Here is a 24,843-nt window from a genome sequence, read left to right as displayed (position 1 = left end):
GGGTTGAGAAGTGAACATCGCACCCATCATACCAAATCTTGCGATCAAGATGAATTCAATTAACTCCTGAAGTCGAAAATATTGCCGATCCGCACTTAATATCATGGCTAATTCTTCCCTCCCAATTTTAATTGAGCAGATGTTACAACCGTCTTTTTATCCTCACGGGGTTACAGAACCGATTGAATTGGTACAAACTCATATTTCTTTTATTTTGCTGACGGGTGATTATGCCTACAAAGTTAAAAAATCGGTGAATTTTGGGTTTTTAGATTTTTCTAGTTTACAAAAAAGAGAACATTTTTGTCAAGAGGAACTGCGCTTAAATCAACCTCTCGCCCCTGAATTTTATCTAGAAGTTTTACCGATTTCTAAAGTTGGCGATCGCTTTCAACTCGGGGAAGATTCTCATCCCGTCGAATACACGTTAAAAATGCGTCAGTTTCCCCAGGATAATCTTTTAATTAATTTATTCAAAGCCGGGAAAATTACCTGTGAAGATTTGGGAAAACTGGGTAAAAAAGTGGCGAATTTTAATCTGAATGCGCCGACCAATGATTATATTCGTCAATTTGGGAAAATTGGAAAGGTTCGTCAAGCTATCGAACAAAACTATGAGCAAACCGATCAATATATTGGCATCGCTCAAACTCAACAACAATACGAAGAAACAAGAGAATTTACCGATAATTTTTTAAAAGAATATGAATCTTTGTTTGAAAGCCGAATCGAACAAAATTGGATTCGAGAATGTCACGGGGATTTACATTTAAAAAATATGTTCTTCTGGCAAAATGAAGTGATGTTGTTTGATCGGATAGAATTTAACGAAGAATTTCGCTTTGTTGATGTTATGTATGATGTAGCATTTATAGTAATGGATTTGGATAGTCGAGAACGTTCTGATTTGAGTAATGAATTTTTAAATACTTATATTGAACAAACGGGAGATTGGGAAGGATTGCAAATTTTGCCGTTTTATCTTTGTCGTCAAGCTTATGTGCGGGCTAAAGTGAATTCGATGATGTTAGATGAGTCGGAAATTTCCGATGATAAAAAACAGGAGATTCAACAAGAAGCGGCTTTATATTATCGATTGGCTTGGAAATATACGCGGCGAAAATTAGGGCGAATTTTGATGATGTCGGGTTTGTCGGGTTCGGGAAAAAGTACGGTAGCCAGACAGTTAGCTAGAAGAATTAATGGGATTCAAATTCGTTCGGATGCGGTTAGAAAGCATTTAGGCGGTATTGGGTTAAACGAACGGGGAACTGAGGAATTATACACTGAGGAAATGACGCAAAAAACCTATGAACGGTTGTTAGAATTGGGGATAATTTTAGCCAGTCAAGGGTTTGCGGTGATTTTGGATGCTAAATACGATCGCCAACAATTGCGAGAAAAAGTGATTAAAGAATGCGAGTTTCATCAATTACCTTTGAATATTTTAGAATGTGTTGCACCGGTGGAGGTTTTGCGATCGCGTTTGGAAAATAGAAGCGGAGATATTACCGACGCAACGGTTGATTTATTGGAGAGTCAGCAACAACAAGCCGAACCCTTTAGTCAAGGGGAAAAAGCCTATGTTACTTCTATTGATACGACTCAAGATTTAGAAAAACAACTTGAGAAGTTTTCTGATATCAAGTCCGGTTGAATACCGATTATAAAACTGTGGAGAGATCAAGAGATTTTGACTGACCGATGACATTAACATCATAAAAGGTTTCAATCCAAACCCTCGCACCACAAGACATGGGATTATCGGGACTATAGACAACACGACATCCTCCCGGTATTTCTACGATATGCCCGTAAGTATTGGTGTTGCGCGTTTTGACCGTAATCACCGGAAGTTGTTGCTGTTGTTTTTGATTTTGCCGAATTCTGTGAGAATTAACGTGAACAATCGTTTTTGCACGCTTTTTGAGATTACACCAACGGGGAGCCGGACCTCTTTTCCCTCGCTCAATTATGGGTTCGCCCTTAACGAGGGGAATGAGCCACATTTTCCCGCTCTTATAGGCACCTTCGACTCGGCCTTCGCTTAGGAGAACTCGCAGACGAGCGGTAGAGATTTTTAAAATACGGGCTGCTTCAGTTGTACAGACTACCATAGAACTAAAAGGGGAACGCAATAGTTTTGAAACTGTATAACCAAATTATAAATGATCTGCTGATCAATAGTCAATGCTCTGGCTATTCGGTGTTGGGAGTCTCGGGGTTCGACCGAAGCCTGTTCAGGGTCGGTGGTACGGGTGAGGTGTGTGTTATTCGTTGATTATACAACCAGATTGGATATGATTTAATCAGAAACCGTCACCTCGGGCTACTTTGCGATCGCAACAACTTTACTGATCCAGTAAATTGAGAATTGCCTTAATCAAACGTTGGGGTTCAACCGGCTTAGAAATATGCTGATTAAACCCCGCAGAAATCGCTTTTTCAAAATCGGTTTCACTCGCATAAGCGGTTAATGCGATCGCGGGCATTTGTTTATCCGAATTATTCTTATAAAGCGAACGAACTTGCTTAATTAACTGATAACCATCCATTCCCGGCATTCCAATATCACTGACCAAAATATCGGGAGTTGAACGGATAAACTCCTTTAAACCTTCCTGTGCAGAAGGCTTAGAAATTACCGTTGCACCGGCTTGTTCCAACATCAAAGAAAGAAACTCACGAGTATCGGCTTCATCCTCAACAATTAACACTCGAATTCCTTCCAAACACTCGGCATCAACACAATCAGAATTGATCGAATTGTCATGGTCTGAAGACTCGCGATCGCGGGAAATTAAAGGTAAACAAACCGTAAAAGTTGCCCCCTGTCCGACCCCCAAACTATCAGCTTGAACGGTGCCGCCGTGCATTTCAGTAATGTAGCGAACAATCGCCAAACCCAAACCCAACCCGCCAAATTTGCGCGTGGTGGTGCCATCTTCCTGACGGAAATACTCAAACACAAAAGGTAAAAACTTAGGATTAATTCCCTTACCCCGATCTTGTACTCTAATTTGAGCGTGAGTGCCGACCCGTTCTAAATAAACATCAACTTTCCCGCCCGAATCGCTAAATTTTACCGCATTAGAAAGCAAATTCCAGACAATTTGTTGAAGACGACCCGCATCACCCAAAACTTTTCCAACTTCGCGATCAAGATGAGTTTGAATCTCAATTGACTTCGTTTGTGCAGCTAAACGAACCGTTTCGATCGCAGAAAGAATAACAACAACCAGATCCACCGAGGCTCGATTTAAACTCAATTTACCCCGTAAAATCCGAGAAACATCTAACAAATCATCAATCAACTGCACCTGTAACTTAACATTGCGCTCAATCGTCGTTAACCCCTGATGGAGAATCTTGTCATCAACCTTTTGACGCTGAAGCATACTCGCCCAGCCGAGAATGGGATTTAACGGCGATCGCAGTTCGTGAGACAAAACCGCCAAAAATTCATCTTTGATGCGGTTGGCGGCCTCCGCTTCTTCTCTGGCGGCCCGTTCGCTGGCGAGGAGTTGTTCCCGTTCGGCCTCGGCTTGTTTGCGATCGCTAATATCGGCCGTCGAACCGACAACCCGAACCAACTGAGCTTGGCGATCGCGAATCACATAACCCCGATCCCAAACATTGATCCAGCGTCCATCCTCGTGGCGAACTCGATATTCAAAACTATAGCGATCCTCGCCATTGGCTAAAATCGAGAGCATCTGAGGTTGAACCACCGAGCGATCTTCGGGGTGCATCCGTTCACTCCACCAATCTCGATCTTGGGGAACATCCTCAGGACTCATACCGATGAGATCGCGCAACCCTTCGGAACGATAAACTTGATCGGTTCTCAAATCCCAATCATAAACAATCCCCGTCACCGCCCGAGTTGCCAACCGAAACCGTTCTTCGCTAGCCAACAATGCTTCTTCGGCGCGTTTGCGTTCGGTCACATCCAAAAACGCCCCAATCACTCCGCGAACTTGTCCAAGCTCATTTCGCAAGGGAACGGCTTTACCGTAGACATAGCTAACATCACCCGAGTCAAAAACAAACTCCATTTCGGCTTCAACTTCCTGACCGGTTCGTCCCGCTTTCTGCATGGGTAACTCGGGAGGGGGAATATCTTTGCCATTTCTTTGTTGCTTAAACGGTAAACGGTTCTGTCCGTCAATTGGAGTCGCAGTGGTGATCGAACCGGGAGACATTCGCATCAGTTCATAAGCGCTTAAGTTGGCACTCATCTGATGACAGTGGCGATCTTGGGCGATCCAGATCGCCGCCGGAACCGCTTCCATGAGGATTTCGAGTTCTTCGGCTCTGGCCTTGGCTGCGGCTTCACTGGCGCGTAAAGCCTCCTCTGCGCCTTTGCGCGCGCTAATATCATTGAAGGAAACCGCCACACCATCATCTAATTTAACCGCCATATTGTGAAACCAACCTCTAATATCATCGGCATCATATAAAATCTCAATATTGTGAGGTTGACCGGTTTCGACGACTTCAACGTAGCGGTTAAACAGATTAGTATTAAAGTGACTTCCGGGTAGAATTTCTAACAGTCGTTGACCGACGAGATCTTCACCGGAACGTTTGAGGGCAACTTCTGCTTTGGGGTTGGCGTACATACACTCAAAATCGATAATTTGTCCGGTTTCATCCCGAACACTTTTGAGGATGGTAAACGCATAAAGCGATAACTCTTGAGCGACGCGAAACTGTTGTTCACTGCGGCGCAAAGCGGCTTCAACTTCTTTGCTTGCGGTAATATCTTCAGCAATTCCGGCAATACGGCAAACTTTACCTTGTTCGTTGGCAATGGGAAAAGAGCGATCGCGAATCCAACGGATCGAACCATCGGAACGAAGAAGGCGATATTCAAGGCTTAATTGATCTTCTAGTTTTTGTTCAAAAAAGGAGGTTCTAACCCGCTCTTGGTCTTCTGGATGAATCATCTCTAGCCAAGCGGAGGAATTGGCATAAAGGCGATCGCAAGACTCGGACCAGATGCGTTCGTAGGCGGGACTGACATAAAGAATTTGGTTGTCTTCCGTATCCCTGATCCAGAAAACATCTTCGACATTTTCCGCCATTTGCCGAAATCGTTCTTCACTCTGACGCAGGGCAACTTCGGCCCGTTTGCGGTTGTCTACATCGGTGATCGTCCCTACCCATTCTTCGATCGCACCTTCGGAGTTAAACAACGGAATTCCTCGGGCTTCAAAGTAGCGATAACTCCCGGTTGCCCCATTCCAAATCCGCCCTTCGGATTGATAAAAAGTTTTGTTGTCTCGCGCTTCTATCCACAGCGCGCGAACTCGCTCCCGGTCTTCGGGATGAATGGCTTCCAACCAACCCCAATTTTGATGTTCGCTCCAACTTTGTCCGGTGTAGGTTTCCCAACCGGGTTGAGGTTGAATAAATTGACCTTCGGGGTCAACCGTCCAAACGATCGAAGTCAAAATAGAAACCAGAGAGCGATAACGCTGTTCGCTTTGGCGGAGGGCAACTTCTGCTTCTTTTAAGTTGGTAATATCGGTAATTAAGGCATAAAATCCCTTAACAGTACCATTGTCTGCAATATCAGGAATATATTGGCGGCGAACATAGCGGGGGCCACCATCTTTAAAGGGCATCCAAACTTCGGCCATAACGGGTTCTCCGGCCAGTGCCGACTCGACGTAGGGCTGCATATACTGATAAACATCCTCTCCGACAAATTCCGCCAGATGCAGACCGATAATTTTTTCGGACCGATGTCCAAACCAACTGGTATAAGCGCGATTGACAAAGCGAAACCGTTGATGGCGATCGACGTAGGCGATTAAAGCCGGGACCGCATCGGTAATTAAGCGCAGTTCTTGTTGTTGTTCTTTTAAGGCGGCTTCGGCTTGCTTGCGATCGGTGATATCTTCGGCAATGCCGGCGACTCGGCGAATTTGTCCGTCTTCGTCGGGAATGGGAAAACCGCGATCGCGTATCCACCGAATTGAACCATCGGGATGAATCAGTCGAAATTCCATATCGCAACGACCGGTTAAAACTTGTTCGGTGAAGGCGGCTTGAACGATTTGGCGATCGTCGGGGTGGATGCTTTCCATCCATTGATAGGGGTTTTCATACAGACTTTCACAGGTACGTCCCCAGAGGTGTTCATAGGCGGGACTGACGTAGAGAACTTTATAGTCCTGCATTTCGACGACCCAGAAGACATCTTCGATGTTTTCGGCCATCTGTCGAAATCGTTCTTCGCTTTGACGCAGGGCTTCTTGGGTGCGTTTGCGATCGCTAATATCGCGCACAAAGGCTTGCCAGCGACCATCGGGTAAAATTTTGGTACTGATCTCAACGGGAATTGTAGTTCCGTCTTTTCTAATTAACCTCCATTCTTCGAGGTGGGTATTTCCCAAGAGTAAAGATTGTTTGATGGCTTCGAGTTTGGGTTGGTCTTCTGGGGGAATAATGTCTTGAACTTCCTTTCCAATGAGTTCTTCTCGGGCATAACCAAGCAAGTAACAGGCGTTATTGTTGACGTCGATATAGGTGCCGTCGAGATCGGCGATAAATACGGCGTCGGGAGCCTGTTCGATCAGGGCGCGAAATCGTTCTTCTCCCCGTCTGAGGGCGAGTTCGGCTTGTCGTTGAAAGGTGAGATCTCGAAAGACGGCGACGGCGGCGACGATTTCTCCTTGTTGATCGCGGATCGGGGCGGAATTAACGTTAATAAAGATGCAGTTTCCATCGGATCGAAGGATCGAGATTTCTTCGCCTATGATCGCTTCGCCGGTATGGAGCGATCGCATCAGGGGATATTCATCGGAACGATAGGGCTGTCCGTTGGCATGAAAGCAGGTTCTGGTGATGTTTTGGGTGTAGTTTTGTAATTCGAGTTCTAGCGGGTATGAGTAACCGAGTATTTGTTCGACTTGTTGGTTAGCCAGAACTAATTTTTGGGTGGCGGCGTCGGCGACTAAGACTCCGGCCGGCATTTGTTGTAAGATGGCATTCATCCGAGCGCGTTCGATTTCGAGTTGTTTGAGAAGTTCTTCTCGTTCGGCTTCGGCTTGTTTGCGTTTGTGGATGTCGGTGGTGGTGCCGATCCATTTGATCACTTTACCGGTTTCGTCTTTGAGGGGAACCGCACGACCCATAAACCAACGGTAAACTCCGTCATGGCGGCGATAGCGAAATTCGGCTTCAAAGGGTTCTCCTCGCTGTTTGGCTTCTTCCCAAGCTTCCTGTAACTGGGGATAGTCATCGGGGTGGTTAATTTCCTGTAAGCCTTTAGAATTGAGTTGTTCTCGGGTTAAGCCGGTGTATTCTGTCCAGCGCGAGTTCACAAAGTCGGTTTGTCCGTTTCCATCACAGGACCAGATAAAGTCGGGGACGGCATCGCTGAGGGTGCGATAGAGGGTTTCGCTGGTTCGCAGTGCTTCTTCGGCTTGTTTTAATGTGGTGATATCTCGCGATAAAGAGAGTATTTGTTCGACTTGTCCTTGCTCTCCAAAGATGGGGGTAACGATGGTATCCCACCATTTTGGCTGACCGGTTTGAGTCGGACAATAGCCTTGAAAGCGACTGCTTGTTCCGACTCGCGCCAGGTTAATGGCTTTTTCGGCTTCGATGCGATCATTTTGTTGCCAAAATTCTACCCAAGGTTGCTGTAAAAACTCTTCTATATCGTTGACTTCGAGTAACTGTTGTCCTCCCAGGTTCATCGAGATCAGTCGCCCTTGGAGGTCTAAAACTTTTATACAGTCGCTGCTACTTTCGATAATGCGACGGTTAAATTCTTCTCTAGATCGCAGTTGGGCTTCGGTTTTTTTGCGATCGCTAATATCTCGAAAATATATTGAAATTCCTTCTTCTGAAGGGTAAGCATTGACTTCTAAATAGCGATTAATAACGGGGGAAAACGTTTCTAAATGGAGGGGGGTTTGTTCCCTCATGGCTAGACGGATTTTTTGGGTATCGGGATGTTCGGCTTCGGCTGCAAATACGTCTGTCCAGAGTTGTTTTCCAAGTAATTCTTCCCGAGAACATCCCAGTAAACGGGCGGCTTCTTGATTGACGTAGGTGTAACGCAAATTCCGATCTAGTGCTACAAAAGCATCGGTAATTCTTTCTAAAATATTATTGTTGGTTTCGGGGTTTCTTTTTGTAAAATGGATCGGGATTACAGTCCCTAAAACTCCCGGAACTTGACCGAAATTATCAAAAATTGGACTGTAAGAAATTTGTAAATTGAGGGTTTTTAACGAGCCGATTTTAAAGTTATTGTAGTCTTTTAATATCGCCCTTTTTGTTTCTAAAATTTCTTGTAAATCGGAACTTATTTGTTGATAAATCTTCGGAAAACAGGATTTTAACGGCTGACCCAAATTTAAACCCGGTTGAATATCATTGACCATCAAACGATAGGAATCATTGTAGAGAAAAAAGAGTTCATCTCCCCAAGCGATAAACATCGGATGACAAGCGTTTAAAATCAGATTTAAAAGGGTTTTAAGCTGTACGGACCATCGTTCGACTGCGCCGATGGGGGTTTTGCCCCAGTCGTGCGATCGCATAATTTCGCCCATTTCACTGTAACAAAAAAATGGATCTGGTAATCTTGCTGTCACCGTGTTTTTCCTCCTGACGAAGCCGATCCGCTTGATGTTTTAAGGATTTTACACTTTTTTTCTTCACAAACAAGCGGCTAAACAGTCTCAACCCATATAATTTTTTTCTGTTTTTTTAAAATCATTCAAACAGAATCTTAAATCCAAGGCCATTTAATCCGGTTAATTTTATTAAGGTTAAACGTGAGCTTACAGCGTTCTACAGGTCTAAAATTAACTACCCCAATTTTAGCAGACGCGCTCCCCGATGCGGCGATATTCCTGGCAATGTACTTAACAAGGGTGATCAGCTGTTAGCCCTCTAAATTACATCGTCGAGGCAAGTTGATGTTAGTTATTGCGAGGAAAGCATAGATTTACTCACAAAACCCGGCCCTACACAGCCGACACCCGACACCGAAAACCTGACGCCGCCAAGCGATCGCGGAGTTTAAATGCTTTGTAGCTTAAGTGATTTATTTTTATTGAATTGACAAGTTAGATTTAATCTGGACATAAGTTCTGGACATAAGTCTTGAATTTGAGGTAGATATTATATTTTAGCTTAAGATGAGAAATAGTCTGGATATCTCTATCTTGAGATAGATTCGGATACTCTAGGTTTTTTTATGGCACATGAGCGATCGAATTTGTGTGTTGGAGGCCGATCGCATTCTAGAATGATTGATCGGTGACGCTGTATAAACTGCTGGACAAAAAAAGATGATGTCTCAACCCAATAAAAAGACCGATCGCAGCTTATCTCAACCGATCAACGAATCTTCTGAAATTGAGATCGCTGAATTTTTAGCAGAAATTGAAGCGACGCCTGCCGAACATCGACCCTATCTATTAAAGATTATCCGGGCTTTTCGCGAAAGTGTAAGTCAGAATTTGCCCGTTTGTGGTGTTCATCAACCGCCCGTTAAGAGACGTGAAATGTTAGCTTCGGATGTCTCGGTTCAAGTGATTGAAAATCCTCCCGAAGACTCCTCTAAACTTCAGGAGGTGGTGCTTTATACAGATGGCGCTTGTCAGGGAAACCCGGGACCGGGCGGTTATGGTGTGGTGTTAATTTGCGGAGAAGATCGAGAGGAATTTTCGGGGGGTTTTCAGTTAACAACAAATAACCGGATGGAGATGATGGCGGCTATTGTGGGGCTGCAAGTTTTAGAGACAAAAAGTAAAGTCAAATTGTATAGCGATTCTAAATATGTGGTTGATGCGATCGAAAAAGGTTGGGCCGAACGTTGGCAAGCCAATGGCTGGAAACGAAATAAAAAAGAAATGGCAATGAATCCCGATCTTTGGGAACAGTTATTAAAGCTTTGTTCGCAGCATGAGGTTCAATTTCTTTGGGTGAAAGGTCATGCGGGAAATCGGGAAAATGAGCGTTGTGATCGCCTGGCGGTTGCCGCGTCTCAACAGCGAAATTTGCCGTCGGATATGGGTTATGAAAATCCTCCGATGCAGCAAATCTCGTTGTTTTAAAAGGGCTATTTTGGCTTTAGACAGTATTCGATAAAACCTTCGGGATAAAGGGTTAATTCGCCGGAAAGAATGCGTTCAAAAGGAACCCAAAGGGCGGTTTTTTCCCGTTTTCCTTCGTTAAAGGTGAGTTGTTCAATCTGATAAAATTTCGGATCGGCAAAATCACATTGATAGAGTTGGATGATTTCATGTCCGGGTTTATCGTTGTGAACAAAGAGGCTTTCTAAGCAACCCAAATACTGTATATTGGTGAGGGTTGCTTGGATTTCTTCAAAGAATTCTCGTTGTAGCGCTTGGCGGCTATGTTCGCCAAAATCAACCCCTCCTCCCATCGCCCGGTAAAAGGTTTCTTGTTTGACGGAATCATAACCTTGGGATAAAAATAAGCGGTTTTTGTCTTGAATTAATCCCAAGGCTAACACTCGGATTTTAGTTGACATAAATGCACCCAATACAATCAACTAATTTTTTAAGTTTAGGCTTTATATTTTGCCAATTTAGAATTGAGCTAGATTTTAATTAAAATCGGCAAAACTTGAAGCCTTGTGTTCTTCGTCTATCGGCCAGTCTTCATTTTCTCCACCAATAATTAATTCTTCAATGGTGACATATTCTTGACTGAGTTGCCGAAAAGCATTAATTAAAATATCGAGAGAAAAAGTATCGCTGGTTCCCAGATCAAACCAACATCTGACCCACAATCCATTGTATTCTATTTCTCCCATATTGTGCATGAGTGCCATCATACTACTCTCGCTGGCATCTGTATCATACATCATGTAATTGAGATCGACCCCGCTCTCTTGAACTTGTAGATTTTCGGCGTTAAATCCTCCCAATTTTCCTAAGAGAAACCAGGAGTCAAACACTTCTTCAATATATTGGCGTTCCATCATTGAGGGAACGGTACTAAATCTCAGCCAAATCCACACATCAAAGGGGTTACATTCGCGAAATTTAACGTCCATAAAATAGCTCGCTGTAGTGGTTTATAAAGAGGGCATTTGTTCTCGAATAGGCCCCCACGGACTATTCGTTTCTCTAATTGTATCTCGCATCGGATCGCAAGCACGAGTTTGATTGTCAATGCGGTTCAGATTTTTACATTGTTCATAAAAAATTTGGGCGACTACTCTTTTGGGAAGCTGTTGGGGTTGGGCTAAAGCGGCTTCAAAGCTTTTTTGGGCTTCGGTTAGGGTCGTGGGGTTGTTATTATTGCGCTTGGCGATGGAGTTGAGAAGTTGAGCTTTGATATAAAGAAGTTCGGGATTTTCTGGCACGTCTTCTATCGCTTTATTAACATATAATAGCGCTTTTTCATGTTGCTGTAAATCTCGATAGGCGATCGCCAAACCCCGATAGGCAAGATGTCGGGGATTTCCATGTTCTTCGAGTTTTTCAATGGCAGCTTGCACATCGGAAAAAGGCAGATTTAGAGCCAAGAATACATCCATATAACCCCGAACTAAATTGAGTTCCGGATCGCTGGCATCGATTTGGGCGGCCGCATCCATATGTTTAAAAACATCTTTGAGCATATTCAACGCAACGGGCGCTCCTTTTAAAGTGCCTTCTGTAGATAAAATATAAGCGCCGTCGAGAAAATAAGCGATGGCAATGTAGAGATTACTTCTTAATAAATCCCGACTTGCTAAAGCTTTGGCGGCGCTCATTGTTTGGTCGGCGTAGGTTTTTAAATCCTCTAAATCTTGCTGTTGATAAGCTAAAGACGCCAGCAACGCATAAACCATTGGTTCTTCGGTTTCTTGGGATGCGGCTTGTTCGAGATACCACTGGGCATCTTGATAGTTTCCCCGTTCAAACATTGCCTTAAAAGCGGCTTCTGTATTGTCTCCAATTTCTCGGGCTTGATCTCCTTCTCGAAAAGGATCTCCCGCCCATACGGGAGTGATGGATAAACCAACAAGGAGAGCGGTACTGAGCGTGACTGTACTGACTCTTTTCCAAGTTTGGTTTAAGGATTTGAAAAAAGAAGCTGAAAACATGAGCATTGATTTTTGAGGGATGACTAGAATAAAGAATGAGTTGTTGACGCTCGAAAAAAAGAGCTTGTTCCACAAGAAGGGGTGAGCAGATGTTATGATGCTTGAGTAGCTGTGTAAACGGTTAACTAACATTCAAATTTTAGCTTTTTTCCCTAATGCTTTATCTCAAAAATATACTGTATCATCCGCCTGCAAGTCCCGCACCCATTCTCAAAGATGTGAATTTAGAACTCGCACCGCAGCAAATGGGGTTGATTGTCGGTCGCAGTGGTTCGGGAAAAAGTACGCTTCTTGAAATTTTAGCGGGTTTGGCTGAAAAAACAAGGGGAGAAATTCGTTGGCGAGATCAGGTGTTAACTTCGGAACACTTACAACAGTTAGCGGGTTTGGTTTTTCAGTTTCCGGAACGACATTTTTGTGGGGGAACGGTTTTGGAGGAGTTGCGTCTCGGACATCCAGAATTGGGTTTAGAACAGGTTAATCATGCTTTAAATGAGGTGGGGTTGGGTCATTTATCTCTGCAAACTTCGCCCCATTCTTTGAGCGGCGGACAACAGCGACGTTTGGCTTTGGCGGTGCAGTTAATTCGTCAACCGCATTTGTTGATGTTGGATGAACCAACGGCGGGATTAGATTGGTCAATGCGACAACAATTGGTGAGTTTATTAGCCAAGTTAAAAACAGATTGGACGCTGTTAATTGTCACTCACGATGCGGCGGATTTAATTGGGGTTGCTGACCAATGTTGGACGTTGAATCACGGGGATTTAAAAACTCTCGATCCGGCTTTGTATTTAAAACAAATAGAATCGGTTGGCTCTCATTAAATAGAATTGTTGTTGAAACCTGTTCATAAGATTTGTACGTTTGAAGTAATGATGAATGATACTGAAAAATCAATAATAATTCCTGAGATGTCGGAGGTTTGGCAAAATACTTTAAATTGGCAACCGACCCCAACCCAACAACAGCAGTTTCAATCGGTTTATCAGGCGATATTAACCGGAAATCAATCTCTCAATTTAACTCGAATTACTGAACCCGAGGCGTTTTGGGAAAAACATTTATGGGATTCTCTAGCTGGAATTGCACCCCTGTTAACCGGAAAATGGGATTTTTTAACTTCTTCAATTGAGGTGATTGATATTGGCACGGGTGCGGGTTTTCCGGGTTTACCGGTGGCGATTGTTTTTCCAGAAAGTTCGGTGATGTTGTTAGATAGTATCCGCAAAAAAATCGTTTTCTTAGAATCTTTAATTACAAATTTAGAGATTAAAAATTCTGGGGTTTGTGTCGGTCGTGCCGAACAAATTAATCAACAGTTAAAGTTTAAAAAGAAGTATCATTTGGCTTTGGTTCGGGCTGTGGCGGCGGCGCCGGTTTGTGCAAAATACGCTTTACCGTTTTGTCAAAAAGGGGGTCGGGCGGTGCTGTATCGCGGACGTTGGACGGTGGAGGAGGAAAAAGAGTTAAACTCGGTTTTGAAAGGTTTGGGAGGCGAAATTGAGGCGGTCAGAAGCTTTACAACCCCGTTAACTGGGGGAGTGAGAAACTGTATTGAGATCAGGAAGTTGTAAGGTTTGACTTTCATTTTTATTATTTTTCTTAACGAATCAGTAAATTAACGAAACAGTAAAAAAAGATCGAGTTTTAAACGTTAAACCCGATCCCAACTTGAGGTTAAAAAGTGTTATAATTTCTCAAAGATTAGTTTTCCGCTTGTACAACACAAGTTTCTTGACAATCTTCTAAGGTAACAAAATTATTTTCATTCCCTTCACAACCCCCAAAAGAGAAGGGAACACATTGATTACCATTAAAAGCGTAACGGCTAAAATCGGCTTTACAGGAGCCACTTTCTATCGGTTGAGCGCAAATTTGTTCGGCTGTATTGGCTTGATCGACCGGTCGGGATTCACCCAAACAAGTTTGTTGACAGTCGGGGAGGGTCATAAAGTTATTTTCATTTCCTTCACAACCCCCAAAGGTGAACTGAACGCATTCGCTCCCATTAAACCCATAGCGGTTAAAACTCGCCTGACAACTCCCGCTTTCAATGGGTTGATTACAAATTGGTTTGGGTTGAGCAGAAACCGCTTCTGGGAATAGCAAACTATTGAAAATTACGATCGCGATCGCAATAGAAACTGTGGCGATCGCTTTGATGGTTTGTTGAATCATTAGAGCGTTTGAAAATTGGTTCACCTCCAACCTTACCAGAGAGTGGGAATAGCCTTTTAACGATTTTAACTATTTGCTGACTTCGGTTGTATTCACCGGACAAGCGGGAGAAGCATCGACAACTTCCTCTTTGCGAACTTTCCGAATAATGGTGATTTCTTCTTCCCGACGGACAATGCTACGAACGGGTGTTAAACAGACGATATCCCGTTTAGGATCGCGCTCAAAACTGTCAAATGTAATGTTGGTAATTAAATCCGGAATTCCGGGTTTAACTGGCTCTACCGGCTTGGGAGCGACTGGTATTTTATCGGTGATTTCTTGATAGATTGCCATTCCCGCCCATCGACTGATCGGAGCGGTCATTCCGATTAATGTGGCGGCTCCGGTTTGGGTGTCAATTTTCAGGAGTTCACCGTCTTTTCCCAAGTTAAAAAAGCTGCCGGTTACGCCATACAATGTATCCCCTAAAAATTTCATACTGGCGAGGTTTGGATATCCAATATCACCAATAATTTTCGGTTTTTCTTTAGAGTTTAAATCACAGGTTGCCAGTAACTTTTTCCGATTGCTTCCAATCAGAGTAATATAAGCTTTCCCGTTGGGATTAAAAGCAATTTCGCCGCAATTATAGTCTTGATCTGCAACGGTTAATGCTGGACGACCCCGACCGGTTTGGGTGTTAATTTCAATTAATTCGTCTGCACTGGCACCATAAAGAGTTTTATTGGCGACATTGTAGCTTAAACCCACAACTATATATCCGATATTACCGATCAGTTTTCCTTGACCTGTTTTGCGATCAATTTCAATCAGTTGAGTGGTAGAACTTTCTTTTTTTCCGGCGATTCCATACAGCCGATTTTCAACAAACATAATATCAGAAACTTCAAAACCGATCTCGCCAACTTTTGCGGCTTTACCTGTGGATAAATCCAGAGTATAAAGATTGCTTGGTTTTCCTTCTATTCTATCTTGAACGTAAGCCATTCCAGAAGATATATTATTTCCCAATTGATTAGTCATTGTTTTTCCTCGTCTTCAAGTTGATGACAAAAAATTTGGATACTTTAGACAACGGGTTAAAGTTGTTCAGTTGTCCAGTATTTACTTAGTCTTCCGGTTTGAATCAGGAAAGTTCTCATATCTCGTTAAAATGCGTTACCACCTGATTTTTTAGTGTAGAAGATTGTTGAGACAGAGTTTGAGGTTAAGATGTACAGATTAAAGCTAAGAAATTATACTCTGTCTGTTTAAATCTCCCTACACTGAGAACTCAACCCATTCTTTCTATTTTTACTATGCTATCATTAAAAATCAGGTTCTTTTCAAATTCAGTTTGAGTCTTACAAATCTTTAATTACACAAACGAATCAGATAAACGTTTTCTCCATTTTTAGCCTAAAAATAGAGTAATCAACCGATATTTTATAGATTAAAAAGTTAAATTTACAGAAACTTTTGTAAGTATTGAATCAGTTGGGGAGTTTGGATCACGCCTTTGATGCGACAAGCCAACTCACCCTGAATAAATAACAGCGAAGTGGGCGAAGCTTTTATTTCATGTTTAGCCGCGAGTTGGGGATATTTATCTGTACTAATTTTAATCACTTGAATTTGGTTTCCCATTTGACTTTTTAGCTGTTCCAAAATGGGAGCATAGGTTTGAGAATAGGGACACTGATTAGAATAAAAACAGACAAAGACCGGAATCGGTGTATTTTGAATTAAATCATCCAGGCTAGAAAATTGCTTTTTAATAACCATTGTTTGATTTTTCCTCAACAGCTACTTTTTTACTTTTCGAGTTTAATTGTGGCGACAACCTGGGCGTGGTCGGATTGCCATTTTTCTACTTCATCATAACTCAACGTTTCATCAATTAAATGATCGTTGAGTAGAGAAACATATTCGACTTGACCCAAACGACTGGGATTTTGAGCGACCCATTCTTCGCTGACTAAAATATGATCCAGCGCTTGATAATAACCGTTATAAATGTGAGTATAATAAAAATCTCCATAACTTTGACGGGCTTGAATATCTTTAACGCTATAAAGTAAAACATCCCAAATTTTCTTCTTTTTTTCAAAGGGAAGTTTTTCCCAGGGGGGTTGTCCGGTAACAATTTGAGTCGTGACGGATAAACCGCTATCATTGACATCGCCCATAACAATCACCGGATGCTGTCGATTTTGTAAGGTTTCCATCAAAATCATGCGTAAAGCTGTGGCTTCTGTCGCCCGCAATATTAACGATCTGGCTGCTCCTTTAGCTTGTTCTACGGGGTCATTTCTATCCGCATTGGCGGGTAAAATAGGGCGTTTTGACTTGAGATGAACGACAAAAACGGTACATTCAATGTTATCGCTAATTTGTAATTGTGCTGATAAAATCGGTCGCGAAAATTTATCGAGGGGGATATCTTTATCGTTAATTTCTAAAAGGGCTTGGGGCGGAAAGTCTTCATAAACTTGATGGCTTAAAACGGGAAAACGAGAAACGAGCGCAACTAAAGGTCTGAGTTCTTCGGGGTTATAACTAGGAGGATAGCCGACTACAAGTTGAGCGTTTTCATAGGTTTTAACTTCTTGTATGATTTCTTTTAAGGCTTGTTCGTGAAAGAGTTCTTGAAAGCCAACAATGTCAGCTTTCATCCGTTCGAGTTGTCCGCCGATCCAAGTTTTCTTTTGGCTGTAAACTTCGGTAGAATATTGATTTCTATCGTAGTATTTGACATTGGGTAAAACTAAATTATAAAGGTTGAAGGTGCCTACTTTGAAGTTTTTGGGCGGCATAATGGTTTTGTTTTTTTAATAAGCTTTGAAATATTTTTGAGATAAAAAACAATAGGAAGTGGTTTATTTATTCATCCTAAAATTCGGATTTCCACTCCTATTGTTTGGGATAAATTTAGGGTTCTTGTTGGGGCGGAGAAATTTGATTTGTATTGATCGGACAAGCGGGAGAAGCTTCTATTTCTTCGACTTTGCGAACTTTCCGAATCAGCGTAATTTCTTCTTCCCGACGCACAATTGTCCGAACCGGAGTCAGACAGACAATATCTTTGCCATCCCGCATTTCCCAAATTGCCATATCATTAATAATACTCGGCCAACTCATATTACCAACAGGCTGAGATGGCTTTTCTTGAGGAGGAGCGGGTTGAGGTTGATTCGGTTTTGAGAGTGCAACTTCTTCTATAGCTAAGACAACCTGACCTTGATTATCCTCTTTAACGGTATCAAAAAATAATCCGAATAGGGTGGTTTTTTCAAGAACTTTCAGATTCAGTTTGTCTTGGTATCCATTGAGAGAACACCAACTTTCAGAAACGGTGTTTTCTGCGCCTTGCTCGGGATATTTGGTAATAAATTTTCCGCCATTGACCCAGAGCATCGCCCAAGGTTCTAGCTTAAATTTTTCGTCCTGTTGTTGCCAGTAACTAATATTACCTTCTTTGACTTTAATTTGGTATTCTCCGGGTTCTAGATCGATAAAGTTAGAATTGTGCCGTCTAATACTTTTGAGTTGATTTTGATTGAGTTTCCAGCAATTTTTTTTGCTATCAATCGTCAGTCTTTTTTGAACGGAAGAAGGAATTTGTGTAAAGGAAATTTCGACTTCTCCGCCCCGACTTTGACAAGCATCTATATCGAGGAATAATGCACAGACGGTTGCTTTTTGATTTGGTTTAATTCGCAGAGCCAACACATCATTAAATCCGTTGAGTGTTGTCCAGGTTGTGCCGACTTCCAATCCGGTATTTAGATTAACAAAAGCGGCGTTATCATGTCCGTAAATCCAAAGCGTTACCAGGGGTTCACCTTTTTCTGGACCGGATGAATAACTATACCAACCTTTTTCTATTTTGATTGAATATTCACCCTGTTCTAAAGTCATAGACTTGGCGGTTTTTGATTGTAAGTCATTATCCATTTGTCCTTGGTTAATGACATAACAACTGTCTTGACTGTGAATGGTTAATGTTTTCATTTTTTCGTCTCCAATGCTATTTTTACGGTTGAATTCAGTCTCTGGAAAGAGCGTGACCGATAAAAATATTGATTTTCAATAATTTTATCAAAGTTTAGAAACTGAAGGATTAAGTTAAGCTTAAGAACCCCAATTTTGAACAAAAACCGGGAGTTAGCTTGTTTACCCCTTTCTCTTTCAGTGAGTGACAATACTCAATTTGTGCCGAATTTAGAACGGAAATGTTTAATTTTAAATTAAGCTATATTGCCATTCACTCAAAAAGTTTAAAAAATTTGAGGTTTCTTTAGCTCTCTCCTGTTTATAGAGGACTAGGACTGAGAAGGTGAAACTTGATTGGTATTGACAGGACAAGCGGGAGAAGCATCCACAACTTCCTCTTTGCGAACTTTGCGAATCAGAATAATTTCTTCTTCGCGGCGCACAATTGTCCGCACGGGAGAAACGCAAACGATGTCAGTTTTGGCATCTCGTGCAAAACTATCAAAGCTTAAATTGCCGATTAAATCACCGATGGCAATGGGGTTAACCGGTTTTTTGTCGGTAACTGAATCTGAAGTTTCGGCGACATTTCGACTGCCACAAATGACGCTTTCTAAGACAGCAGTGAAGCCCTTAAGACTATTCCGTGGGGTGAAGCTTTGCCCTCCCGTTCCTTTGGCAACCCGAGCAAATTCTTGTTGTAATTCCTCTCTATTTTTGCTCTTGGAAGTTCCAAAATAAGTATGAACTTTGACTTGCTGATTTTTTGCGGCTTTGATGGCTTGGTTGGCGGCTTCAATATCCTCTTTTTTCACTTCCGAACCCCCGCCTTCGAGGGCTTCATCTCCGAGATAAAAAATCGCTCGGGCGGCACCGGGACGCCAATCAAAATGGTTGGCAATATCTTCAATGGCTCTTGCCCCATCTTCTTGGGCGCCGGCTGAGGGAAGTTCTCCCCGTTTACGTGCGCGAATTTGAGATTCTGATACTTTACAAACTTTCAGGAGATAATCCCGAATGGTGCGGTTAAAATTCGTACCGTTCCACGTTCCTTCCACTCCAAACCAGGCGACTCTTAAATCGGAAGGACAACTCGAAGCTGCGGCTTTAATGGACACTGAAGCGGCTTGACTCAACGCTTGGGCTTCGTCTTTCATGGAGGGGCTGGTATCAATTACAATCACCAGATCGACGGCGGGGTTGGGATTTCCCTGAGGATTTGTCATTATTTTCTCCTTTTTATTGCTGCTGAAAATTTTTTCGCTTCTACTGTTTTTTTGTGTAGGATTTGAAGACTTTTCTATTCCTACTCACACCTTAAATAATTGTCTTCTTTAGCAATCCTTTAACTCTATAAAGTATCATAATTTTGCTAACTTGGCCCGAGAACCGCCTGTAATTTTTTGTAAAGTACAGGATTTTCTTGTTGTTTGCACAGTTGCAGAGCTTGTTTAAAATCTGGAATGGCTTTTTGATTGTCTCTCAATTGTTGATAGACCAATCCGCGATTGTAGAATGCTTCTGCATAACCCGGATCGCTAAGAATGGCTTTGTTGTAATCTTCTATCGCTGTTTCGTATTCTTTGCGCTCGTAACAAACGTTCCCCCTGTTATTGTAAGCTTCGGCATAGTTGGGATTAATTCTAATCGCTTGATCGTAATCTTCTATCGCTTTGGTATAATCTTTTAAGTCATAATAAACGGTCCCTCGATTGTTGTAAGCTTCGGCATAATTGGGGTTAATCTCGATCGCTTGGTTATAATCGTCTAAAACGTCTCTATTTTTTTGGATGGCATAACTGGCGGCTCCTCGGTTGTTGTAAGCTTCGGCATAGTTGGAGTTTATTTGTAGGGCTTTGCTATAGTCGGCGATCGCCTGTTCGTACTCTCCCAGTCGATGATAAGCCGTCCCTCGATTGTAATAAGCACGATGAAAGTCAGGCTTAAAATTGACGGCCTGAGTATAATCTTCTATGGCGTTTTCGTACTGTTCTAGGGTGTAGTAAGTGTTGCCGCGATTGTTGTAAGCTTCGGCATATCTGGCATTAATTTCAATCGCTTGAGTATAGCTTTCAATTGCCTGTTGATACTCCCGGAGTAGGTAATGAGTATTCGCTTTATGGTAATAGGCATCCGCCGAATTTGCATAGGTTGTGATCGCTTGTTCGTAGGCGGCTATTGCCTCTGGATATTCTTGTTTTTGTTCGTGATCGAGACCTTGTTTATCGTAAACCTCTGAACGGTCTTGCCTGTTTTTTAACAAGGCCGGCACAACCAACACAAAAACAAACAAGAGAACACTACCCGCAATAATAATAATTGCCACTAACAAGGCTCTCTCCACTATCTTGAGAAAAATTCTGATAGCTTTATGGGGTGCAGACGTTAAAGCTGGTTGATTTGGCGGCATCGGCTCTGGTCTGACATGGTTATAAAGTCAAACTGTCGTGAGTTTGTGCGACTTAACCTTCGATTGAATTACCGCTGTTAATCTTCAGTAATTCCCGACTTTCATCTAACTCCTAAGCTAATCGATCAAATTGGGGTACACGATTAAACCGAGTTATGTCGCCCCCTACAGCTACACAACTGGATTCAACCGTGCTGTCCCCCAACTTTCAGTCATCACTCTTGCCGCTTTTGCCAATAGAAACGATTTACCTCTTATCGGCAATTTATCCGATCAATAAACTGCGGTCAGAGAAAACTCAATTTCTATTTATACGGTTGAGGAATAGCCTTATCGTGATTCTTGTTGAATACCGGAGATCTGAGTGGTATTGATCGGACAAGCCGGACTTGCGTCTACTTCTTCAACCTTGCGAACCTTACGAATCAGAACGATTTCTTCTTCACGACGAACAATACTCCGGATTGGAGCCAAACACACGATGTCTATCTTGGGGTCGCGTGCAAAACTGTCAAAGTGTAAAGCGTCCAGGTTGCTCGGAATAATTTGACCTTTATTTTGATCGCTCATAGTTGTCTAAATCAAAGATGGACTAACGTTCATAAACTTTGTGTTTTAGTATAACTTCCTTTATGACAGACTGCCAATACCTAAAAAGTAATATTTCATCAAAATTTTGCAGTTCTCTAATCTTCAAGATTTTATAAAACTTATTTAAACCAATATTAATCTTGATTAATTTTTTACCTCGGCAGATTGACAAAGATAACCTCATCCCCTTGGAGGGATAAACTGCACAAGTTTATAATTTTGTCAAGTATAGAAATGAGTATATTTTTGGACTAAAATTCAATTTTATTTCAAATAAAGAATCTACATTTTAATACCGAGGGAATAGTTTTTCAGCCCACACCTCACCCGCAACCCCTAACCGGCGTTGAATGGGTCACTTTTCCAGGAAGTAGAACCGATAGCCTATCGCGATAAAATGGCCTGAAAATCCAAAAAGTTTATATTGCAGAAGTCCAGAAAAAAACTAGAGAGGAAAAAAAACATCTCCTCTCTCGAAAATCAAACTCTTGTCAAAATCAAACTCTATCGAACGGAAGGTGACATCATTTCTTGCAGGGGTCGAGTCATCCAATTAAAAGCCACCCGAACTTGATGATCGAACGTCGGGAAACGATAAAGATAAATCAAACGGCGGGCCAGATGCGCCATTTGCCCTTCCAACTTAATCCCCAAACCGGTCAGGGTAGCATCATCAGTTCCCAAAGTCATCATTTCGCCCAAACCCTGATAACGGAACGGTAACAAAGGCCGTCCGGTGATCGAAGCCCAAATATTCCAGCCCGCATAGTCAGCCTGTTGAAACGCCGCTTGAGCGGTGGTCGGCACCTTTTGACCCTCGGCATCCTGACAATCGGCCAAATCTCCCAAAGCAAAAATCTCGGGATGCTCAACAACTTGTAAAGTCGTGGTCGTCACCACCTGACCCCGGCGATTCTGCTTCAAAGGTAGGGACTGGACCACCGGGGAAATTCGGGTTCCGACGGTCCATAACACCAGATCCACCGGAATCGTATCCACCTGCTGGCGATACTCCAAGGCCATCGTCTCGGCGTCGATCGATTGAACCCCCGTTTCTAAGTCCACCCAAACCTGACGCTGTTCGAGGGCGCGCTGGGCCGCTTCCCGGTTAAAACTGGGAGAACCCCGCAAAATCCCATCTTCTCGTTCGATCAGGCGCAACCGTCCCCGATCTTTGAGTCGATCGGCCAGCTTGCAGGCCAACTCCACGCCACTGTAACCGCCACCGACGATCGCAATCCGAATTTTATCGCGATCGCTAGCTTCTAGAACCCTAAGCCGTTCTTCGAGGCGATAGGCATCTTCGAGCGTTCGGAAAGGAATCGCATATTCTGCCGCTCCCGGTACAATATCAAGAGGAGTTTCACCCCCCATCGCCAAAACCAAATAATCATAATGCAGCGGTTCACCTTCGGCGAGTTGAACTTGCTTGGCGTCGATATCGATAGTGCTGACCCGTTGCTGACAAAAACGGATATGGGTATTTTGCAGCAGTTGTTCAAAGGGGGGAGCAATTTCCCAACTTTGCAATTCTCCGGTCAGCAGTTCGTACAAAAACGGGGAAAATAAAAAGCGATCGCGGCTGTCTACCAGAGTAATCTCCGGTTGAGAGGACTTTTGCCAGGGTAAATCATTTAAGCGTAGGGCGGTATAGAGTCCACCAAAGCCTCCACCCAAAATACAGATGCGGGTTGGTTGTTCAGTCATAATTTGCCGATGAGGAACGAATAAGCAATCAAGCAGTTTCTTCTCACTAGGATAACAAGGCTGCCGGGTGTTTTCCGTCTGGAGTTTGGAGTTGAGTGTTGAGTGAAAATACGGGTCGGTGTACGGTTCGTTGCGGAGTAAGTCTCTCAACTGATGCAAGATAGATAAAGAAAAGGCAATAGAAGTAACAATTAACCCATGCCGGAAGATAAGTTATTCGGACGTTTGCATTACAGTAAATTATTGGTGCTAGAGTTGCAAAGACGACTGCAAGCACTGGGTCTTGATCCGGGGCCTGTTAATGGAAGAATGAATCCTCAAACAGAAGCCGCAATCGAAGCAGCACAACGGACTTATGGGGTGCATGGAGGCAAAGCCCAAGCTGCTTATTTTGTCGTGATTCCCGGTAAGTTAGAAGACCTACCTAAAATCGCCGAACAGGTGATTTTATTGGGGGCGCCGGAAACGGGTGTTTATCAACGACATATTCCTCTCGATCCGAAAGTTGCTGTCGGGCCGTTTTTTAATCCTGATATTGCCAAACGCTGGCAACATTATCTGCGAGATTTTGGCTTGAGTAAAGCTCGAATTTATTACGGGTGCTAGTATTTTTTATCGGTTGACTGTTTTCCCATTATCCTCACGATTACCTCCTTATTATTGAATAACAATCAACGTTTATTGTCTCAAAGTTGGCGATTAAAACTGTAATTATCCTCGGACTTTATTGATAATGGAAACCCTCCAAAAAAAACCTTTTAGACTGGGCAATAAGCGACAATTATCTCGACTCAATCGGATCGGGGGTCGCCTGTTGCGTGACGTGTTAGAAGTTCTGATTATTTTGGCGGCTGTTATTGTTGTTTTGCTGTCAATTTTATCTTTAGAAAATGCTTTAGAACAACAAACAAGTTGGGGACAGTTTTTTATTCGTTCTATTGAAGAATCTCGGATTTTAGGAACGTTTGAAAGTATTAGTATTGTCACGGCTTTGGTTGTTTATTTGCGCCGGGGAAAGAAACAATCTCATTATGAAGCTTGGCAGGTGATCGACTCGGCTCAAGGCTTAGAATTCAGCCATGCTCGGATTAAAGCCTTAGAAGAATTAGCCAAGGATGGAATTAGTTTAAAGGGATTATTGTTACCGAAAGCTAATCTCGAACAAATTCATTTGGTCGATGGTGATTTTAAAGAGGTTAACTTACAAGGTGCCAAACTTCAAGAAGCCAATTTACAGGGGGGAACTTTTGAACTGACCCAACTGCAAGGGGCGAATTTATGGAAAGCTAACCTTCAAGAAACGTTTTTTCTGTTGGCACAAATGCAAAAAATTAACTTGAGTTCCGCCAATCTCAGTTTTGCCGATTTACAAGGGGTTAATCTGTTAGAAGCTAACTTGCAAAAAGCCAATCTTCAAGGGGCTTATATTCTCGGAAATTTGCAAGGAGCCGATTTTCAAGAAGCCAATCTTCAAGGGATAATTCTCGAGGGGGCTTATCTCAAAGATGCCAATTTTAAAGATGCCAACCTGCGAGGTGCTAATCTTAAAGATGCGAATTTACAAGGGGTTAGTTTTCAAGATGCCAATGTGCAGGGTGTTAATTTTCAAAATGCGAAAGGATTACATCCCTCCCAAGTTTGGGCGGCTCAAAATTGGGAACTGGCTCGATATTCTAAAGATTTTCTCTACAAATTGGGGTTAAAATTAGACTGAGCAATACTATCATTTTAATTAAAGTTGCTGTCCGGTGTCGGGATACAGCGATCGCTGATAACTGTCTCTTGCCTATTCCCTATTCCCTGATCCGGCGTTCACTGGTCACTGTTCACTGTTTAAACCTTTTCCGATGATGTATAGACCCTAAGCGCTTATCCTCCC

20 protein-coding genes are annotated in these 24,843 nt (G+C 42.8%); 6 read left to right on the top strand and 14 right to left on the bottom strand.

Features of this window, described 5'->3' with window-relative positions; all coding sequences use genetic code 11:
• Positions 1 to 103: 103 nt before the first annotated feature.
• The gene (locus tag ACL6C3_RS00500) at positions 104 to 1,657 is read left to right on the top strand and encodes an AAA family ATPase (protein ID WP_413164330.1); all 1,554 of its coding nucleotides are present in this window, start codon (positions 104 to 106) and stop codon (positions 1,655 to 1,657) included.
• Positions 1,658 to 1,664: 7 nt separating this feature from the next.
• On the opposite strand, the gene ACL6C3_RS00495 is transcribed toward ACL6C3_RS00500, so the two are convergent.
• Positions 1,665 to 2,117 (bottom strand): DNA-binding protein, encoded by a 453-nt coding sequence (locus ACL6C3_RS00495; RefSeq protein WP_413164328.1) that lies wholly within the window; start codon positions 2,115 to 2,117, stop codon positions 1,665 to 1,667.
• A gap of 234 nt (positions 2,118 to 2,351) precedes the next feature.
• The gene (locus ACL6C3_RS00490; RefSeq protein ID WP_413164326.1) at positions 2,352 to 8,621 is read right to left on the bottom strand and encodes a PAS domain S-box protein; all 6,270 of its coding nucleotides are present in this window, start codon (positions 8,619 to 8,621) and stop codon (positions 2,352 to 2,354) included.
• A gap of 918 nt (positions 8,622 to 9,539) precedes the next feature.
• Here ACL6C3_RS00490 and rnhA point away from each other — a divergent pair.
• Complete coding sequence (gene rnhA, locus ACL6C3_RS00485; RefSeq protein WP_413168459.1) at positions 9,540 to 10,091, top strand: ribonuclease HI; 552 nt, start codon at positions 9,540 to 9,542, stop codon at positions 10,089 to 10,091.
• 5 nt (positions 10,092 to 10,096) lie between these two features.
• On the opposite strand, the gene ACL6C3_RS00480 is transcribed toward rnhA, so the two are convergent.
• The 3 genes from ACL6C3_RS00480 to ACL6C3_RS00470 all read right to left on the bottom strand — a co-directional run bounded on the left by ACL6C3_RS00480 (position 10,097) and on the right by ACL6C3_RS00470 (position 12,103).
• On the bottom strand, positions 10,097 to 10,531 hold the full coding sequence (locus tag ACL6C3_RS00480; RefSeq protein ID WP_413164324.1) for an NUDIX hydrolase: 435 nt from the start codon (positions 10,529 to 10,531) through the stop codon (positions 10,097 to 10,099).
• Between the two features lie 75 nt (positions 10,532 to 10,606).
• Positions 10,607 to 11,059 carry a DUF3531 family protein gene (locus ACL6C3_RS00475; protein WP_413164322.1) on the bottom strand — a complete coding sequence of 151 codons (453 nt, stop codon included), beginning with the start codon at positions 11,057 to 11,059 and terminating at the stop codon, positions 10,607 to 10,609.
• A 21-nt stretch (positions 11,060 to 11,080) separates the two neighbouring features.
• Positions 11,081 to 12,103, bottom strand: coding sequence for a Sll0314/Alr1548 family TPR repeat-containing protein (locus ACL6C3_RS00470; protein WP_413164321.1), 1,023 nt, complete (start codon positions 12,101 to 12,103; stop codon positions 11,081 to 11,083).
• 149 nt (positions 12,104 to 12,252) lie between these two features.
• Between ACL6C3_RS00470 and ACL6C3_RS00465 the strand changes: the two genes are divergently transcribed.
• The gene (locus ACL6C3_RS00465; RefSeq protein WP_413164320.1) at positions 12,253 to 12,924 is read left to right on the top strand and encodes an ABC transporter ATP-binding protein; all 672 of its coding nucleotides are present in this window, start codon (positions 12,253 to 12,255) and stop codon (positions 12,922 to 12,924) included.
• Between the two features lie 48 nt (positions 12,925 to 12,972).
• Positions 12,973 to 13,674, top strand: coding sequence for a 16S rRNA (guanine(527)-N(7))-methyltransferase RsmG (gene rsmG, locus ACL6C3_RS00460; RefSeq protein ID WP_413164318.1), 702 nt, complete (start codon positions 12,973 to 12,975; stop codon positions 13,672 to 13,674).
• A 130-nt stretch (positions 13,675 to 13,804) separates the two neighbouring features.
• Here the strand turns inward: rsmG and ACL6C3_RS00455 are convergent, their stop codons facing one another.
• The 9 genes from ACL6C3_RS00455 to ACL6C3_RS00415 all read right to left on the bottom strand — a co-directional run bounded on the left by ACL6C3_RS00455 (position 13,805) and on the right by ACL6C3_RS00415 (position 22,964).
• Positions 13,805 to 14,278 carry a BPTI/Kunitz domain-containing protein gene (locus ACL6C3_RS00455; protein WP_413164317.1) on the bottom strand — a complete coding sequence of 158 codons (474 nt, stop codon included), beginning with the start codon at positions 14,276 to 14,278 and terminating at the stop codon, positions 13,805 to 13,807.
• Positions 14,279 to 14,347: 69 nt separating this feature from the next.
• The gene (locus ACL6C3_RS00450) at positions 14,348 to 15,304 is read right to left on the bottom strand and encodes a hypothetical protein (RefSeq protein WP_413164315.1); all 957 of its coding nucleotides are present in this window, start codon (positions 15,302 to 15,304) and stop codon (positions 14,348 to 14,350) included.
• A 423-nt stretch (positions 15,305 to 15,727) separates the two neighbouring features.
• Positions 15,728 to 16,045 carry a thioredoxin family protein gene (locus ACL6C3_RS00445; RefSeq protein WP_413164314.1) on the bottom strand — a complete coding sequence of 106 codons (318 nt, stop codon included), beginning with the start codon at positions 16,043 to 16,045 and terminating at the stop codon, positions 15,728 to 15,730.
• A gap of 29 nt (positions 16,046 to 16,074) precedes the next feature.
• Positions 16,075 to 17,076 carry an endonuclease/exonuclease/phosphatase family protein gene (locus tag ACL6C3_RS00440; RefSeq protein ID WP_413164312.1) on the bottom strand — a complete coding sequence of 334 codons (1,002 nt, stop codon included), beginning with the start codon at positions 17,074 to 17,076 and terminating at the stop codon, positions 16,075 to 16,077.
• A gap of 115 nt (positions 17,077 to 17,191) precedes the next feature.
• Positions 17,192 to 18,274: a hypothetical protein gene (locus tag ACL6C3_RS00435; protein ID WP_413164311.1), complete on the bottom strand. Its 1,083-nt coding sequence runs from the start codon at positions 18,272 to 18,274 to the stop codon at positions 17,192 to 17,194.
• A gap of 311 nt (positions 18,275 to 18,585) precedes the next feature.
• Positions 18,586 to 19,482 carry a vWA domain-containing protein gene (locus tag ACL6C3_RS00430; protein ID WP_413164309.1) on the bottom strand — a complete coding sequence of 299 codons (897 nt, stop codon included), beginning with the start codon at positions 19,480 to 19,482 and terminating at the stop codon, positions 18,586 to 18,588.
• Positions 19,483 to 19,628: 146 nt separating this feature from the next.
• Entirely contained in the window at positions 19,629 to 20,582 is a 954-nt protein-coding gene (locus tag ACL6C3_RS00425) for a tetratricopeptide repeat protein (RefSeq protein WP_413168458.1), read from the bottom strand.
• Between the two features lie 414 nt (positions 20,583 to 20,996).
• A complete protein-coding gene (locus ACL6C3_RS00420) occupies positions 20,997 to 21,236 on the bottom strand; it encodes a hypothetical protein (protein ID WP_413164307.1) in 240 nt (79 codons plus the stop codon).
• Positions 21,237 to 21,761: 525 nt separating this feature from the next.
• Positions 21,762 to 22,964, bottom strand: a complete 1,203-nt coding sequence (locus ACL6C3_RS00415; RefSeq protein ID WP_413164305.1) for an NAD(P)/FAD-dependent oxidoreductase — start codon at positions 22,962 to 22,964, stop codon at positions 21,762 to 21,764.
• Between the two features lie 198 nt (positions 22,965 to 23,162).
• Here ACL6C3_RS00415 and ACL6C3_RS00410 point away from each other — a divergent pair, with 198 nt between their 5' ends.
• Both ACL6C3_RS00410 and ACL6C3_RS00405 read left to right on the top strand, forming a co-directional pair.
• Complete coding sequence (locus tag ACL6C3_RS00410; protein ID WP_413164304.1) at positions 23,163 to 23,570, top strand: peptidoglycan-binding domain-containing protein; 408 nt, start codon at positions 23,163 to 23,165, stop codon at positions 23,568 to 23,570.
• 127 nt (positions 23,571 to 23,697) lie between these two features.
• Positions 23,698 to 24,678 (top strand): pentapeptide repeat-containing protein, encoded by a 981-nt coding sequence (locus ACL6C3_RS00405; protein ID WP_413164302.1) that lies wholly within the window; start codon positions 23,698 to 23,700, stop codon positions 24,676 to 24,678.
• The last annotated feature ends 165 nt before the right edge of the window (positions 24,679 to 24,843 follow it).

The organism is Capilliphycus salinus ALCB114379, assembly GCF_047276495.1.
Lineage (GTDB): Bacteria > Cyanobacteriota > Cyanobacteriia > Cyanobacteriales > Microcoleaceae > Capilliphycus > Capilliphycus salinus.
The sequence above is the reverse complement of the archived record's forward strand: the minus strand, read 5'-3'. Positions and strand labels throughout refer to the sequence as shown.

Bases quoted from the DNA above. Each gene is read 5' to 3' on its own strand.
- ACL6C3_RS00500 (WP_413164330.1), top strand. From the start codon at position 104: ATGGCTAATTCTTCCCTCCCAATTTTAATTGAGCAGATGTTACAACCG.
- ACL6C3_RS00495 (WP_413164328.1), bottom strand. From the start codon at position 2,117: ATGGTAGTCTGTACAACTGAAGCAGCCCGTATTTTAAAAATCTCTACC.
- rnhA (WP_413168459.1), top strand. From the start codon at position 9,540: ATGTTAGCTTCGGATGTCTCGGTTCAAGTGATTGAAAATCCTCCCGAA.
- ACL6C3_RS00480 (WP_413164324.1), bottom strand. From the start codon at position 10,531: ATGTCAACTAAAATCCGAGTGTTAGCCTTGGGATTAATTCAAGACAAA.
- ACL6C3_RS00475 (WP_413164322.1), bottom strand. From the start codon at position 11,059: ATGGACGTTAAATTTCGCGAATGTAACCCCTTTGATGTGTGGATTTGG.
- ACL6C3_RS00470 (WP_413164321.1), bottom strand. From the start codon at position 12,103: ATGCTCATGTTTTCAGCTTCTTTTTTCAAATCCTTAAACCAAACTTGG.
- ACL6C3_RS00465 (WP_413164320.1), top strand. From the start codon at position 12,253: ATGCTTTATCTCAAAAATATACTGTATCATCCGCCTGCAAGTCCCGCA.
- rsmG (WP_413164318.1), top strand. From the start codon at position 12,973: ATGATGAATGATACTGAAAAATCAATAATAATTCCTGAGATGTCGGAG.
- ACL6C3_RS00455 (WP_413164317.1), bottom strand. From the start codon at position 14,278: ATGATTCAACAAACCATCAAAGCGATCGCCACAGTTTCTATTGCGATC.
- ACL6C3_RS00450 (WP_413164315.1), bottom strand. From the start codon at position 15,304: ATGACTAATCAATTGGGAAATAATATATCTTCTGGAATGGCTTACGTT.
- ACL6C3_RS00445 (WP_413164314.1), bottom strand. From the start codon at position 16,045: ATGGTTATTAAAAAGCAATTTTCTAGCCTGGATGATTTAATTCAAAAT.
- ACL6C3_RS00440 (WP_413164312.1), bottom strand. From the start codon at position 17,076: ATGCCGCCCAAAAACTTCAAAGTAGGCACCTTCAACCTTTATAATTTA.
- ACL6C3_RS00435 (WP_413164311.1), bottom strand. From the start codon at position 18,274: ATGAAAACATTAACCATTCACAGTCAAGACAGTTGTTATGTCATTAAC.
- ACL6C3_RS00430 (WP_413164309.1), bottom strand. From the start codon at position 19,482: ATGACAAATCCTCAGGGAAATCCCAACCCCGCCGTCGATCTGGTGATT.
- ACL6C3_RS00420 (WP_413164307.1), bottom strand. From the start codon at position 21,236: ATGAGCGATCAAAATAAAGGTCAAATTATTCCGAGCAACCTGGACGCT.
- ACL6C3_RS00415 (WP_413164305.1), bottom strand. From the start codon at position 22,964: ATGACTGAACAACCAACCCGCATCTGTATTTTGGGTGGAGGCTTTGGT.
- ACL6C3_RS00410 (WP_413164304.1), top strand. From the start codon at position 23,163: ATGCCGGAAGATAAGTTATTCGGACGTTTGCATTACAGTAAATTATTG.
- ACL6C3_RS00405 (WP_413164302.1), top strand. From the start codon at position 23,698: ATGGAAACCCTCCAAAAAAAACCTTTTAGACTGGGCAATAAGCGACAA.